The sequence below is a fragment of the Flavobacterium sp. Root901 genome (genome assembly GCF_001429765.1).
Taxonomy (GTDB): Bacteria; Bacteroidota; Bacteroidia; order Flavobacteriales; family Flavobacteriaceae; genus Flavobacterium.
On sequence record NZ_LMJB01000008.1, the window covers coordinates 88,284 to 103,770 of the forward strand.

The following is a 15,487-nucleotide window of genomic DNA, read 5'->3' on the forward strand; positions in this document are numbered from 1 at the left end:
AGATATAAATTTTTTAATATGTAAAATATTTTTTCACTTTTTTTTTAAAATATTTTCCTTGTTCACGTTTATCTTATTTATCAAAGAATATGCCAAAATTATAAAATTTTCTTAAATTATTTAATATTTTGTGTAAATAATTTTTTGTTGAATATTCTGTAGTTGAATTGGCTGTTTTATTTATCTTAATTGCAGTTTATTTTGCTTTTTAAGTATAATTGCTTAAAATCCATATATTGAAAACATTCAATTTCTGCGTTTTTAATTAGAAAATCGTCTGGAAAAATAGTGAGATTAATTCTGTTAAGAGACAATTTTCATGATCGTATCTGTGGCTCCTTTATTGTCCTGAATAAAAGAACGGCTGATATTGCTTTTTTGAGCCAAAAGATTTTTGTCGTTCAATAAACGATCTAAAATTTCCTTTAATTCAGAAAAAGTAGAAATTGCCATACATCCTTGCAGCCCGACCAGAGAAACGGCTTCTGCAAAATTAGAATAATTAGGGCCAATTATAATTGGCATTCCAAATGCTGCCGGTTCCAAAATATTATGAATTCCCGGATTTCCAAATCCGCCGCCAACATAAGCTATCGTTCCGTAACTATATATTTTTGTCAGAATGCCGATTGTGTCAATTATAAAGACATTATATTGCGATAAATCTTTGTTATCTTTTTCTGAAAACAAAACTGTTGGTTTTGTAATTTTCGATTTCAGGTTTGCAATTTGATCTGCTTTTATATTATGTGGGGCAATAATAAATTTTACATTATCCGGTGCCTGGTTAATGTATTCAGATATTAAAATCTCATCTTTTGGCCAGGAACTTCCAATAACAATGGTTTGCTGGTTATTTTTGAAATTCTCAATAAAATCAAGAGTATTGTCTCTTTCCAAAATAGCAGCAACTCTGTCAAATCGCGTGTCTCCGGAAACAATTACATTTTTAAACCCAATTGCTTCAATTTTTTGTTTTGAACTTTCATTCTGCACAAAAAAATATGTAAAAGCTTTCAGTGCTTTTCTGTAAAAACCTCCGTACCATTTAAAAAACATTTGACTGTCTCTAAAAATTCCTGAAATCAGATAAGTCGGGGTTTTACTTTTTTCCAGCTCATGTAAATAGTTAAGCCAAAATTCATATTTAATGAAAAAAGCAAATTCAGGATGAACTATTTTTAAAAATTTTTTAGCATTGCTCTTTGTGTCCAAAGGCAGATAAATTGTAATGTCTGCAATGTTATTGTTTTTCCTTACTTCATATCCTGAAGGCGAAAAGAAAGTAACAATAATTTTATGTGAAGGATATTTTTCTTTAATTTTTTCAATAATCGGAAGCCCTTGTTCGTATTCGCCAAGAGAAGCAGAGTGAAACCAAATTGTTTTATCTCCGGGTTTTATTTTTTCTTCTAAAATAGAAAATACATTTTTCCGGCCTTCCACAAAAAGCTTAATTTTCGGACTAAAAAACGCGACTATTTTAAGAAAAAACGCTGCTAAAGAAACAGCTAAATTGTATAAAAAAAGCATCTGGTAATTTTTGCGGCTAAATTACATTTCTTTCGTTTATTTTCATTGGTTTGAAGGTATTAATAACTATTTTTGTTCCTTCTTTCTGACATTCTGGTTTAACAGAAAGGCTTTTTTAAATAATATCGAAAATGAAAAAAATACAAATGGTTGACTTAAAAAGTCAATATGAAAAGATAAAATCTACAGTAGATGCTTCAATTCAGGAAGTTTTAGATACAAATACTTATATAAACGGACCTTTGGTTCATCAGTTTCAAAAAAATCTTGAAGATTATTTGGGAGCAAAACATGTAATTCCTTGTGCAAACGGAACTGATGCCCTTCAAATCGCGATGATGGGATTAGATCTAAAACCCGGAGACGAGGTAATTACTGCTGATTTTACATTTGCGGCTACTGTTGAGGTTATTGCATTATTACAGTTAACTCCGGTTTTGGTTGATGTTGATCTGCATAATATGAATATTGATATTGAGGCAGTAAAAAAAGCAATTACACCAAAAACCAAGGCAATTGTTCCGGTTCATTTATTTGGCCGTGCTGCTAATATGGATGCGATCATGGAAATCGCAAAAGAGCATAATTTATATGTAATTGAAGATAATGCCCAGGCTATCGGGGCAGATTATGTTTCTAAATCTGGGCAAAAAACCAAAGTTGGAACAATTGGTCATGTTGCGGCAACTTCATTTTTTCCTTCTAAAAATTTAGGTTGTTATGGAGATGGAGGAGCAATTTTTACCAATGATGATAAATTAGCACACATTATTCGCGGAATCGTAAATCACGGTATGTATGAGCGTTATCATCATGATGTGGTAGGGGTAAATTCTCGTTTAGACAGTATTCAGGCAGGAGTTTTAAATGCAAAACTGCCATTGTTAGATGAATATAATAAAGCACGCCGTTTAGCAGCAGCAAAATACAATGCCGCTTTTGCAGGAAATGAACATATTGTTACGCCGGATTTTGATTCAAATGAAAATGACCACGTTTTTCATCAATATGTATTACGAATTAAAGATGCAGACAGAAATGCTTTAATGCAGCATTTATTAGATAAGGGAATTCCGTGTGCAATATATTATCCGATTCCGCTGCACTCTCAAAAAGCATATTTGGATCCGCGTTATAAAGAAGAACAATTTCCTGTTACAAATCAATTAGTACAAGAAGTAATTGCTCTGCCAATGCACACTGAACTTGACGATGAACAAATTAAATTTATTACAGATTCTGTTTTAGAATTTTTAAATAAATAATTAACAGCCAGAATAACCACAAAAACAACCAAATAAATGAAAGTATTAGTAACCGGAGGATTAGGATTTATTGGTTCTCACACTGTAGTCGAATTGCAAAATGAAGGCTTTGAAGTTGTGATAATTGATAATCTTTCTAATTCTTCAGAAGATGTTTTAAAAGGAATTACAGCCATAACGGGAAAAACACCTTTATTCGAAAAAATTGATTTAAGAGAAAAAAGTGCCGTTCGGGATTTCTTCAAAAAACATAATGATGTTACTGGGGTAATTCATTTTGCAGCTTCAAAAGCGGTTGGAGAAAGTGTTGAGCAGCCTTTGTTGTATTATGAAAACAACATTAGCAGTTTGGTTTATCTGTTGCAGGAATTACAGCAAAAAGCTGAGGCAAGTTTTATTTTTAGTTCGTCTTGTACAGTTTACGGTCAGGCCGAAAAAATGCCAATTACAGAAGATGCACCGGTTCAGGCTGCAATGTCTCCTTACGGAAATACAAAACAGATTGGCGAAGAAATCATTACCGATACGGCTAAAGTTACTAATATCAGTGCCATATTATTGCGTTATTTTAATCCTGTAGGAGCGCATGAAACGGCAGAAATTGGTGAGCTGCCTTTAGGAGTTCCTCAAAATTTAGTTCCATTTATTACACAGACCGGAGTAGGACTGCGTCAGGAATTGTCTGTTTTTGGAAACGATTATCCAACGCCGGACGGAACAGCAGTGCGTGATTATATTCATGTTGTCGATTTGGCAAAAGCGCACGTTATTGCTTTACAGCGTTTGTTAAATAAGAAGAATTTAGCTAAAGTGGAAACTTTTAATTTAGGTACCGGTAAAGGAAGTTCTGTTCTGGAGGTCATTCATAGTTTTGAAAAAGTAAGCGATAAAAAGCTTCCGTATAAGATTATGCCGAGACGCGAAGGTGATATTACAGAAGCATACGCAAATACAGATAAAGCAAATAATGTTTTAGGATGGAAGGCAGAATTGAGCTTAGACGAAGCAATGGCGAGCGCCTGGAAATGGGAACAAAAAGTAAGGAGTAAATAATTTCTTATATTAAAATTATAAATTTTAAGGTCCCAAATTATAGCAATATATTTTGGGACTTTTTTTTAAGGATACTTTATTATGAAACAAAGTTTAGATTATAAATTAATATTTGCCCTATCGGCAGTTGGAATTATTTGGGGAACTACATTTTTGGGAATCAGAGTTGCTGTAGAAACAATTCCGCCCTGGTTTGTAACTTCAATTCGTCAGGGTTTGGCAGGGTTAATAATGATGATAATTTTATTATTCCGAAAAGAATTGAAATGGATTGGATGGGAAAATTTCAAACTTCAGCTTGTTACATCGGTTTTAATGCTTGTAATTGCAAATGGTTTTACAACAATTGCAGAGCAGACTTTACCAAGCGGATTAGCATCTGTAATTAGCGCCTTATCTCCCATACTTATTTTTCTGGGCAGTATTTTGTTTGGATTACAAAAGATGAGTCTTAGGGGATTTATGGGTGTAATCATAGGTTTCTTCGGAGTTGTCTTAATATTTAAGGACGGACTCGGGTCATTTTTTGATGCAGATTATAGAAACGGAATGACTTTTATGGCCTTTGCAATTTCAGCCTGGGCAGCAGGTACAATTTACACTAAACTTCACGGAAATAAATCGAAAAATATAGTATTGAATCTATTCTATCAGTTTTCAATTGCTTCTTGTATCCAATTGGTTTTAGCTTGTATTTTTTCTCCAAATCCAGATGTAAGTTCGTGGAGTTTAACCAGTATAGGTGCTGCCTTGTATTTGTCGATTTTCGGATCGGTGATTGCATTTTTTAGTTATAACTATGCGCTGAAACATGTTACGGCGGTTCAGGTTTCTATTTTATCATACATTAATACCATAATAGCGGTATTTTTAGGCTGGCTTCTTTTGAATGAGAAAATAACCGTTGAGTTTGTAATTGCCACAATCTTGATTATTTTGGGAGTTTTTATTATCAATTACAAAAAGAAAGAAAAATCTGTAGATTGAGTTTTTGTTCAGCCAGTTTATTGTAAACTTGATTTATAAAGAAGGTGATTATTATGAATGCAAATAAAGAAAACGAGAAAAGCAATAAAGTTGACAAAACCCAAAGGGATAGATTTTAAAACTTTTGATTTTGATGTTGAATTCGAAAAAGGTTTAACATCTGATGAATTTAAAAATAAAATGCACAAAAGAATAGAGTTTTATCCTTGGAAAAATAATATTAAGTATTCGTAGAGATGTACTGCAGCGCATCTAACAGTAAAAATCCCTAATTCATAAATAAATGAATTAGGGATTTTTTAATTTATACTTAAGCTAAAAACTTAAAACTGCGACTGCAAACTAAATTAAGCATTAGCAGTAACAGCTTCTTTATCAATTTTATTAATCAAACCAGCTAATACTTTTCCAGGACCAACTTCAGTAAATAAAGTAGCACCATCAGCAATCATTTGCTGTACAGATTGTGTCCATTTTACAGGAGCAGTCAGCTGAATAATTAAATTCTTTTTAATTTCGTTTGCATCAGAAACCGCATTTGCAGTAACATTTTGATACACTGGGCAGATTGGAGTTGAGAAAGTTGTTGCTTCAATCGCAGCAGCCAATTCTTCTCTTGCAGGTTCCATCATTGGCGAGTGAAATGCTCCTCCTACTGGTAAAATTAAAGCACGTTTTGCTCCCGCAGCTTTCATTGCTTCGCAGGCTTTTTCAACAGCAGTAGTTTCTCCGGAAATTACTAATTGTCCCGGGCAGTTGTAGTTTGCAGCTACCACAACTCCATCAATAGAAGCGCAGACTTCTTCGACAATATTATCTGCTAAACCTAAAACTGCAGCCATTGTTGATGGAGTGATTTCGCAGGCTTTCTGCATTGCCAAAGCACGCTGAGAAACCAATTTAAGACCATCTTCAAAAGATAAAGTTCCGTTAGCAACCAAAGCAGAGAATTCTCCTAATGAGTGTCCCGCAACCATTTCAGGTTTAAAATCTTCTATGGTTTTAGCTAAAATAACAGAGTGTAAAAATACTGCTGGCTGTGTTACTTTAGTTTCTTTTAGTTCTTCGGCAGTACCTTCAAACATGATATCAGTAATTCTGAAACCTAAAATTTCATTCGCTTTTTCGAATAATTCTTTGGCTAAAGCCGAGTTTTCATATAAGTCTTTGCCCATTCCTGTAAACTGTGCGCCCTGACCCGGAAATACGTATGCTTTCATTTGTCTAATTTAATTTTTATTTTTTTTTAAAATTGAAAATTAGTTTCAATTGGAAGGCAAAAGTACTATTTTTTTATTTCGTATAATCCTTAAACATATAAATCCACGCTAATCTCGAAAATCGGAGGTTAAAAGAAGTAAGTAAAGTAATAACTACGGCAATTATAGGAATGATTCTTAAATCAAAATTTTTCTCAAAGAAAAACTGCGCAATACAATAAGTAGCGATTCCTTGTGCGACTGTTAATCCGTAATTAACATACATAGCGCCAAAGAAATAACCAGGTTCTTTTTGGAATTTATAGTGACAGTGACTGCAGTACTCATTCATTTTTGGTAAACTGAAATTCAGAAAAATATTCTTGTCTTTAAAAACTTTTCCTTTATGACAAACAGGACATTCGTTGCTTAAAATATGAGTTAATGAATTTGACATGACTTTGATGTTTTTTATTTATACAAAGGTAATTATGAGCAAGATAAAAGTCTTTTTTATATCTTCGCTTATTATAGCACAATAAAGACATTTGTTATGAAAAAATACCCAATTTACAGTGTTCAGAATTTTAGCTGCAACGATATTCATCGCGATTTTTATGTGAATACGTTTAAAGAGCATCTGAAAAATCACAGTTTTGTAGAAGAACCGCATCGGCATGATTCGTATTTGATGGTATTTTTTACAAATGGTTCCGGATTTCACGAGGTCGATTTTGATCAGTTTGAAATAAAAAGAGGAAGTTTATTTGTGCTGCAGCCCGGACAAATGCATCATTGGAAATTGTCTGAAGATATAGAAGGATTTGTGGTTATATTTTCTCAGGAGCTTTATAATTTATATTTCGGACAAAAGAATATCAACGACTATAATTTTTATCATTCTATTCATAACAGGCCAGAAATGGTTTTTGAGGAAAAAGAAATTCAGAAAATCCAGCCCTATTTTGATTTATTAATTCAGGAAAACAATCAAAACAATAAATATCAGTTAGATAAAATGCTCAATTTGTTAGATTCTATTCATATTGAAGTAGCCAGAAAATATATCGAAACGTATTCACATCAAACGCATTCGTACAACATTAAGATCAATAAATTTGAATCACTTTTGGAAGAGTATTTCAGGACGGAGAAATTACCATCATTTTATGCGGAAAAATTAAATATAACATTAAAACACTTAAACAGAATCTGCAATGAAATTCTGCAAAAAACGGCTACTGAAGTTATTACAGACCGTGTAATCCTTGAAATTAAAAGAATGCTGATTGATAAACAATTAGCAATAAACGAAGTTGCTTTAAAAGTCGGCTATGAAGATTATTCGTATTTCTCCAGATTTTTTAAAAAACAAACCGGCTTGTCGCCAACAGAGTTTAGAAATACTGTGCGATAGTTTGCCACGAATTACACGAATTGCACGAATTATTTTTTTATTGCCACAGATTAAAAGGATTAAAAAGATTTTTAATCTGTGGAAATCTTTTAATCTGTGGCTAAAATATTCAAGTTCCGGTGAGAAAAAATTAGTGCAATTCGTGTAATTCGCGGCAAACAAAAAAAAAGCCCTGAACTTTTTTAGTACAGGGCTTTTAACCAACCAATTTTTAATCTAAAACCAAAAGATTAAGCTTGTTTTACGAATTGTAATTCGATATTTAATTTTACTTCTTCACCAACTAAAACTCCTCCAGTTTCAAGAGCAGAGTTCCAGTTTAATCCCCAATCTTTACGATTAATTTTTCCTTCAATGCTTAAACCTACTTTTGTATTTCCCCAAGGATCAGTTAGGATTCCACTGTATTCTACAGGGAAAGTTACAGTTTTTGAAACACCTTTAATATCCAGATCTCCAGTGATTTCATAACTTCCTTCATTGATTTTTTTGAATGAAGAAGATTTGAAAGTTAATTTTGGGTGATTTTCTGCATCAAAGAAATCTCCGCTTCTTAAATGCCCGTCACGATCTGCATTTGCTGTATCAATTGACGCGATATCTGCAGAAAAACTGAAATCTGCATTTTCAAAATTATCACCTTCTGTAATCGCAGAAGCGTCGTAAGTTCCAAATTTTCCTGAAACATTAGTAAACATCATGTGTTTAACTTTAAAACCAATTTCTGAATGTGTTGGGTCAATTGACCATTTTGTAGTTGCCATAATTTTATTTTTTTAAATAATTAATTTCATTTTGATAGGACAAAGTTACAATGACAGTTGTCCTGAAGCACTTAACCTAGATTAAGAAATGAAAAATGTGATAACTTTTTGATTATCACATTTATGCTGATATTGTTGGATTTTGTCACTTTGAGCAAAGCTGTACGGTTATTTACTATTATTCATGTAATAAGTCAAAGCTCCCGACGGACATTTATCAATAGTATTAATGATTTTTTCAGTTGTAGATTTTTCCGGAAGAATCCAGGGTTTTTCTTTTGGATGAAATACATCCGGATTATTTTTTACGCAATTGGCAGAATGTATGCATTTTCCGGATTGCCAAACTATAGTTACTTCTCCGTTTGTGTATTCCTTAGTTAAGTCGTTTGGATTCATGATTGAAAATTTTAAATGGTTAGTGGGAGTAAATAAAACCTATTTTCACTTATAAAAATACGTTTTCTTTTTGAGTTCTGATAAAATTTGGGTAAAAAAATAAACGATAATAAGCTGAAAGTCAGCTTATGTATCGTTTAGAAAAAAATATTAATTGTAATCTTGAATTAATAATTCATCGGAATGTCCATCAATAAAAATTCAGCGTCTGTGTTTGCTTTAATATTTAAAGTATCAGTTCCTGAAATTCCAACGGCGTCACGAGAGTTTAATTCCTGACCGTTGATGGTCACATTTCCTTTTAAAACGAAAGCGTAAACTCCGTTTCCATCTTTTTTGATTTTATATTCCGTAGTTAAACCTGAATCAAAATTTCCCATTTGAAACCAGGCATCCTGATGAATCCAAACTCCTTCGTCATCTGCATTTGGTGATAAAACCTGTGCTAATTTATTATGTCTGTCGTAAACATTTAAAGTAATCTGCTGATAACGTGGTGTAACATTTCTTTTATTTGGAAACAGCCAAATCTGTAATAATTTAGTCTGCTGATCTGCATTTGGGTTAAACTCGCTATGCTGAATTCCTGTTCCGGCACTCATTACCTGAATATCTCCGTTTTTGATCACTTCAGTATTTCCCATGCTGTCTTTGTGGGCCAAATCACCTTCTAACGGAATTGTAATAATTTCCATGTTATCGTGTGGATGTGTTCCAAATCCCATTCCGGCAGCAATCGTGTCATCGTTTAAAACTCGAAGCGCTCCAAACTGAATTCTGTCCGGATTGTACCAGCTTGCAAAACTAAAACTGTGATAAGCATTTAACCATCCGTGATTTGCATTTCCTCTTGTTTCTGCTTTATGTAATACTATATTTTCCATGATTTCGTGTGTTTTAATTTTATAGTACAAAGATAATATCAAGGTCAATGAAAAGCACTTAATGTAGATTAAGAAAAAAGATACTCAGGTTCTAAGTTGTTGGCATTCTGAGAAAAAGACTCAAAGTTTGAAGACTTATTTTCACTTAAAGACGAAGCGAGCCACCCGGTTTGTCATCACTCCTTCGCCGAGATAACAAGATTGTGATGAATTATTGGATTTTGATTAATTTTCCTTTCCCAGTGACTTCATCAAGGTAATTTGCAGAAGAACTGTTCTTATCGTGCATGTAAAATTCAATAGTGTCTTTTAAGACTTGATCTTTTTGAATACTTAAAATTAAATCAGTATTTATGAAATTCTCCAATAGGATTAAACTTTTCCCATAAGAAATTTTTCCCTTTGGCATATATTTATTGTCAAAAACAAAAACACTATCCTTAAAAGTAATTTTATCTTTTAGAATATAGGAATTGTTGTCTTCAATTAAATAATTATAACGGTCTTTAAGTTTGTAATTTTCCTGATTATTAAAATTAATAAAAAACAACGGGATGATTAAAGCTATATATTTCATAATATTCTAACTATACTGATTAATAAACTGCTGCACTACATCATCTGTATTTTTATGCCTTTTTTCTTTTTCTAAAACAACAGGCGGCGCAGCTCTTTCCAGGCAGTCTAATATACCGCAGGTTTCGCAGGTAACACCGACTAATCTTTTAGTAATCGGTTTTCCATCGATGAATTTGAATTTCTTTTTCATCGTGGAATTAATCAAAATTCCAACTGAAATACTGCGGATACAATCTTCAGCAAAAGGATCTTTTGTAGCCGATGAAAAAACTAAATATTCGTTTCCGCTATTTACGTAACTCGATATTTGTGCATCAAAAAAATGTGGTTTATTTTGTCTGATTGATTCTTCTATCGTTTTTACCGAAACCCATCTTCTGCAATAATGTTCATTGGTTTCGTTGGCGTGCGGCTCCTGCTGATTGGTAATATGTAATTCTTTTTTTATCTGATAAATATCTGTACCGATTTTGTGTGATAATCTTAAAAAGAATAAGTTTTTCAGCTGAAAATCTTTCGGCAGTAAATTGGTTAATCTTTGATAAAAAGATTCGGGCGAAACTTCAAAGCTTTCAATTAAAGCAACAAATTCTTCAGGTTTTGGATTTTCATTTTCAAGGAAAAGATTGATTTTATCTACAATTAATTTTCTCGGCAGCAATAAAGCGCCTGCAAAATAAGAAGCGTAAAAATTATTTAAAACCTGATCAAAATTTTCAAACTTAATCCAGCTGAAAGTCAATAACCGATCTGAAATTTTTAAGTAATTATAAGCAATTTCTTTGGCTAAAATAAAAGCCTTTTGCGGATTATCAATTTCGGTAGAAAGTAATAAAGTTTTGCTTTTTGGAACATATATAGAGCGTAAATCTTCTAAAGCTTCCTGATCTTTAAAAGCAATTTCTTCAATTTTATATTCGTATTCTTCTTTTAAAATAGCTTCTAATTCTTCAATGCTGATTTTCGAATCTAAATTAATTTGAAATGACTTCGAAAATGCAATTACTTTTTCTTCTAAATCTTCAAAATAATTACTGTGCGCTTCCTGATAGGATCGTAAAGCAGCCAAAAAGAAACTTTCCCGGCTTAAATTATAATGCTGTGCAATTTCGATAATAGTACTGATAAAGGCATTGACTTTTGCAGGAGCATTTGCAATAATGTCAATTAGATCTGCTTCCTGAATTCCGAAAAGTTCCAGCGGAATCTCTTTTAAAATTCCTGATTTTAGGATTTCGCCAATAGGAGCGAGATTATTATCAAGTTTTAAAGATATCATTTGGTCATATGTCACATCCAAATGCTTGCATAAAAGTAAGATTTTGTCTGTTTTTGGGTATTTTTTTCCTTTTTCAATCTCGTTTAAATACGATTTTGAAAGATTTGTGAGTTTAGCCAGACCAAAAAGCGACAGATTTTTTTGAATCCTGACCTGTTTCAGTTTTAGCCCAAATATCAGCTTTATATAGTCTTTTTCGATATCCATAATATCAAATGTAATCGATTTAAAAATAATCGCCAAAAAAATATTTTATAATTTTAGCGAACGTTCGCTAATTTTGTAAAAAACTTTTTGTAACATTGTAGTGTAAAACTTATTAGCTATGAAAAACCAATTAGAAATTACCGACACGGCAATAGAATTTTTAGCCGAAAAAAAACTTCGTTATCCTAAAATCTGGACAGAAGAAGCGATTGTTTTTATCACAGAATTGCATAGAAAATTCGAATCACAGCGAAAACTATTGCTTTTACAGCGCGAACAAAAACAAGTCACTTTTGATCAGGGAATTATGCCGGTCTTTATTCCGGAAACTAAAAACGTTAGGGAAAGCAATTGGAAGGCTGGTGAAATTCCTAAAGATTTATTAGACCGAAGAGTTGAAATTACGGGGCCTGTTGACCGCAAAATGATTATAAACGCTTTGAATTCGGGAGCTAAAACTTTTATGGCTGATTTTGAAGACAGCACTTCACCAACCTGGCAAAATTTAATGGATGGGCAATTGAATTTAATCGATGCTGTTAACAAAACCATTACTTATACTGACTTGGTTAAGCAAAAATCATATCATTTAAATGAAAAAACAGCAACGCTTATTGTGCGCCCAAGAGGTTTACATCTGCCGGAAAAACATCTTTTAATTGAAGGAAATGAAGTTTCTGGTTCGTTGGTAGATTTTGGTTTATATGTTTTTCATAATCACAAAAGGCTTTTAGAAAATAACTCTGGACCATATTTCTACATTCCGAAATTAGAACATTATCTGGAAGCACGCTGGTGGAATAATGTAATTGATTTTACAGAAGATTATTTGAAACTGAAAAGGGGAACCATAAAAGTGACGGTTTTGATCGAAACCATAACGGCAAGTTTTCAGCTGGATGAAATCATTTATGAATTGAAAGAACATATCGTTGGACTGAATTGCGGGCGCTGGGATTATATTTTTTCTTACATCAAGAAATTCCGTAAAAATCCAAAGTTTATTCTTCCGGATCGCGATCAGGTTACGATGACTTCACCTTTTATGAATTCGTATTCAAATTTGGTAATCCAGAGATGCCACAAAAGAGGAATTCACGCGATTGGTGGAATGGCAGCGCAGATTCCGATTAAAAATAATGAAGAAGCCAATGCTGTTGCTTTCGCTAAAGTGAAAACCGATAAAGAACGTGAAGTTCGAAACGGTCATGACGGAACCTGGGTAGCACACCCGGATTTAGTTTCGCTTGCAAAAGAAATTTTTGATAAAGGAATGCCAACTCCAAATCAGATTCATATAAAAAGAGAACATCGAAAAATTACAGAAGCCGATCTGATTGAGCCGCCAATTGGAATCATCACAGAAAATGGTGTTCGAAAAAATATCAATGTAGCTGTTTTGTATTTGGCTTCATGGCTGAACGGACAAGGCGCAGCAGCACTTCATAATTTAATGGAGGACGCAGCAACTGCCGAAATTTCGAGATCGCAATTGTGGCAATGGCTTCAGAATAAAGTGATTTTAGATAATGGCAGAAAATTAGATCTGGCTTATTATCATGAATTGGCTTTAGACGAATGTCAAAAAATAAAAACAGAATTGGGTGAGGAAAATTATGAAAACCGACAATTTCCTTTGGCCGAAAAAGTACTCGAAAGATTGGTTGTAAACCCAGATTTCGTTGACTTTTTAACGATTCCGTGTTACAAATACCTATAACAATTAAAAATTGAGAATTAAAAATTAAAAATATTTCTACGCAGATTAACATACAAAGCAGGTTTTAATTTTTAATTCTCAATTTTTATTTTTTTTAAAAGAATACTTACTAACCACTTTAACTATACTATTTATGAAAACAACAGAAGACAGAATTCAGGAATTGATTAACGATTGGATTACGAACCCGAGATGGAAAGGTGTTGAACGTCCTTATACTGCCAGCGAAGTAGTAACGCTTCAGGGTTCTTATCATATAGAACATTCTATTGCGAAAATGGGAGCGCAGAAATTATGGAAAAAGTTAAAAAGCCAGGATTATGTTGCCGGGTTGGGAGCATTGACCGGAAATCAGGCGATTCAGGAAGTTGATGCCGGTTTAGAAGCGATTTATTTAAGCGGATGGCAGGTAGCTGCTGATGCAAATCTGGCGGGAGAAATGTATCCGGACCAATCCTTATACCCGGTAAACAGTGTTCCAATGGTGGTAAAAAAGATCAACAACGCTTTATTGCGGGCAGATCAGATTCAGACTGTAAATGAAATTGAAGAAAAAAAAGACTATCTAGTTCCGATTGTGGCTGACGCCGAAGCAGGTTTTGGCGGTAACCTGAATGCTTTTGAATTGATGAAATCAATGATCGAAGCCGGAGCATCTGGTGTTCATTTTGAAGATCAGCTGAGTTCTGCTAAAAAGTGCGGACACTTAGGAGGAAAAGTTCTGGTTCCCACACAGGAAGCGATCAATAAATTAATTGCTGCGCGTCTGGCATCTGATGTAATGGGAGTTTCGACCTTAATTGTTGCGAGAACAGATGCCGATGCTGCTAATTTATTAACAAGCGATGCCGACCCCAGAGATCGTAAATTTTTAACCGGAGAAAAAACAGCTGAAGGCTTTTTCTACGTAAAAAACGGAATTGATCAGGGAATTGCAAGAGGATTAAGTTATGCGCCTTACGCCGATTTAATTTGGATGGAAACCAGTAATCCGGATTTAGAATATGCAAGAAAATTTGCGGCAGCTATGAAAAAAGAATTTCCGGATAAAATGCTGGCTTATAATTGTTCTCCGTCTTTTAATTGGGCCGCAAAATTATCAGTTGCCGAAATGGAAACATTTAGAGAAGATCTGGCAGCAATGGGCTATAAATTTCAATTCATTACTCTCGCAGGATTCCATGCTTTGAACACGAGTATGTTCGAATTGTCTAAAGCGTATAAAGAACGTGGTATGGCGGGTTATTCTGAATTGCAGGAAAGGGAATTTGCTTTGCAGAAAAACGGATTCAGAGCTGTAAAACATCAGGCTTTTGTGGGAACTTCTTATTTCGACGCCGTTCAAAATACGGTTATGATTGGAAAATCAACAATCACAGCAATGAAACATTCTACAGAGGTTGAGCAATTTTAATTCACAAAAAAAAAACACGGTTCTTAGCTGAGCCGTGTTATTTTTTTGCCACAGATTTCACAGATTAAAAAAAGATTTTTTTTTCGCCACGAATTACACCAATTACGCTAATTTTTATTTCAATTTTTGAGTAAAACTAATTCGTGCAATTAGTGAAATTCGTGGCAACTTTTTTTAAAATCATTTTAATCCTTTTAATCTGTGGCAAAAACTATTTTTTTAATAATCTTGCTTTCATTTTGCTAAAAAATTCAGGTGTTACGCCAATAAAAGAAGCGATTTGTTTTTGTGGAACCTTATGAATTAATGTTCCGTATTTTTTACTGAATTTTTCGAAACGTTCTTCAGCAGGTAAACTTAAGTTGTCCATTAATCTTTGCTGATTCGCAACTAATGAATTTTCTATCAAAATCCTGAAAAAACGTTCCAGTTTCGGAATTTCTAAATACAATTGTTCCTGATTTTCTTTGGATAAAGAAACAACTTCTGCTTCTTCCAGAACTTCAATAAAAAGCTGACCGGGTTTTTGCGAAAAAAAACTATACATATCGCTCATCCACCATCCTTCACAAGCAAATGAAAGTACATGTTCAACAATATTGTCGTTAATGTTAAAGCTCCTTAAAATACCCGAATTCACAAAATAAGAATGTTTACAAACTTCTCCTGCGCTTAGTAAAATTGTTTTGGCTTTATAAGTTGTGATTTCTGTTTTAGATAAAAAAAGCGCCTGTTCCTCTGGTGTCAGCGAAACATGTTTGGCAATGTTTTCGAGAATCAATGCCAT

15 protein-coding genes are annotated in these 15,487 nt (G+C 33.4%); 6 read left to right on the plus strand and 9 right to left on the minus strand.

Annotated elements, in window-relative coordinates; all coding sequences use genetic code 11:
• Positions 1–303: 303 nt before the first annotated feature.
• Entirely contained in the window at positions 304–1,533 is a 1,230-nt protein-coding gene (locus tag ASE21_RS15900; protein ID WP_057123683.1) for a 3-deoxy-D-manno-octulosonic acid transferase, read from the minus strand.
• A 131-nt stretch (positions 1,534–1,664) separates the two neighbouring features.
• Here ASE21_RS15900 and ASE21_RS15905 point away from each other — a divergent pair, with 131 nt between their 5' ends.
• The 3 genes from ASE21_RS15905 (at position 1,665) to ASE21_RS15915 (ending at position 4,838) form a co-directional block, all read left to right on the plus strand.
• The gene (locus ASE21_RS15905) at positions 1,665–2,798 is read left to right on the plus strand and encodes a DegT/DnrJ/EryC1/StrS family aminotransferase (RefSeq protein WP_057123684.1); all 1,134 of its coding nucleotides are present in this window, start codon (positions 1,665–1,667) and stop codon (positions 2,796–2,798) included.
• Positions 2,799–2,834: 36 nt separating this feature from the next.
• Positions 2,835–3,851: a UDP-glucose 4-epimerase GalE gene (gene galE, locus ASE21_RS15910; RefSeq protein WP_057123685.1), complete on the plus strand. Its 1,017-nt coding sequence runs from the start codon at positions 2,835–2,837 to the stop codon at positions 3,849–3,851.
• 81 nt (positions 3,852–3,932) lie between these two features.
• Entirely contained in the window at positions 3,933–4,838 is a 906-nt protein-coding gene (locus tag ASE21_RS15915; RefSeq protein ID WP_057123686.1) for a DMT family transporter, read from the plus strand.
• A 347-nt stretch (positions 4,839–5,185) separates the two neighbouring features.
• Here the strand turns inward: ASE21_RS15915 and fabD are convergent, their stop codons facing one another.
• Complete coding sequence (gene fabD / locus ASE21_RS15920; protein WP_057123687.1) at positions 5,186–6,058, minus strand: ACP S-malonyltransferase; 873 nt, start codon at positions 6,056–6,058, stop codon at positions 5,186–5,188.
• Between the two features lie 73 nt (positions 6,059–6,131).
• Complete coding sequence (locus ASE21_RS15925) at positions 6,132–6,494, minus strand: DUF983 domain-containing protein (protein ID WP_057123688.1); 363 nt, start codon at positions 6,492–6,494, stop codon at positions 6,132–6,134.
• Between the two features lie 96 nt (positions 6,495–6,590).
• On the opposite strand from ASE21_RS15925, the gene ASE21_RS15930 reads away from it, so the two are divergent.
• The gene (locus ASE21_RS15930) at positions 6,591–7,454 is read left to right on the plus strand and encodes a helix-turn-helix domain-containing protein (protein ID WP_057123689.1); all 864 of its coding nucleotides are present in this window, start codon (positions 6,591–6,593) and stop codon (positions 7,452–7,454) included.
• A 230-nt stretch (positions 7,455–7,684) separates the two neighbouring features.
• On the opposite strand, the gene ASE21_RS15935 is transcribed toward ASE21_RS15930, so the two are convergent.
• From ASE21_RS15935 to ASE21_RS15955, 5 genes are all read right to left on the minus strand, one after another.
• Positions 7,685–8,218: a YceI family protein gene (locus ASE21_RS15935; RefSeq protein WP_057123690.1), complete on the minus strand. Its 534-nt coding sequence runs from the start codon at positions 8,216–8,218 to the stop codon at positions 7,685–7,687.
• Between the two features lie 168 nt (positions 8,219–8,386).
• The gene (locus ASE21_RS15940) at positions 8,387–8,617 is read right to left on the minus strand and encodes a (4Fe-4S)-binding protein (RefSeq protein WP_057123691.1); all 231 of its coding nucleotides are present in this window, start codon (positions 8,615–8,617) and stop codon (positions 8,387–8,389) included.
• A 167-nt stretch (positions 8,618–8,784) separates the two neighbouring features.
• Positions 8,785–9,501 (minus strand): pirin family protein, encoded by a 717-nt coding sequence (locus ASE21_RS15945; protein ID WP_057123692.1) that lies wholly within the window; start codon positions 9,499–9,501, stop codon positions 8,785–8,787.
• A gap of 211 nt (positions 9,502–9,712) precedes the next feature.
• Positions 9,713–10,078: a hypothetical protein gene (locus ASE21_RS15950; RefSeq protein WP_057123693.1), complete on the minus strand. Its 366-nt coding sequence runs from the start codon at positions 10,076–10,078 to the stop codon at positions 9,713–9,715.
• 6 nt (positions 10,079–10,084) lie between these two features.
• Positions 10,085–11,566 (minus strand): helix-turn-helix domain-containing protein, encoded by a 1,482-nt coding sequence (locus tag ASE21_RS15955; RefSeq protein ID WP_057123694.1) that lies wholly within the window; start codon positions 11,564–11,566, stop codon positions 10,085–10,087.
• 118 nt (positions 11,567–11,684) lie between these two features.
• Here ASE21_RS15955 and aceB point away from each other — a divergent pair, with 118 nt between their 5' ends.
• Together aceB and aceA are read left to right on the plus strand one after the other, a co-directional pair.
• Positions 11,685–13,286, plus strand: coding sequence for a malate synthase A (aceB, locus tag ASE21_RS15960; protein ID WP_057123695.1), 1,602 nt, complete (start codon positions 11,685–11,687; stop codon positions 13,284–13,286).
• A gap of 133 nt (positions 13,287–13,419) precedes the next feature.
• Positions 13,420–14,700 (plus strand): isocitrate lyase, encoded by a 1,281-nt coding sequence (gene aceA, locus ASE21_RS15965; protein ID WP_057123696.1) that lies wholly within the window; start codon positions 13,420–13,422, stop codon positions 14,698–14,700.
• A 211-nt stretch (positions 14,701–14,911) separates the two neighbouring features.
• Here aceA and ASE21_RS15970 read toward each other — a convergent pair whose 3' ends face one another.
• Positions 14,912–15,487: a Crp/Fnr family transcriptional regulator gene (locus ASE21_RS15970; RefSeq protein WP_057123697.1), complete on the minus strand. Its 576-nt coding sequence runs from the start codon at positions 15,485–15,487 to the stop codon at positions 14,912–14,914.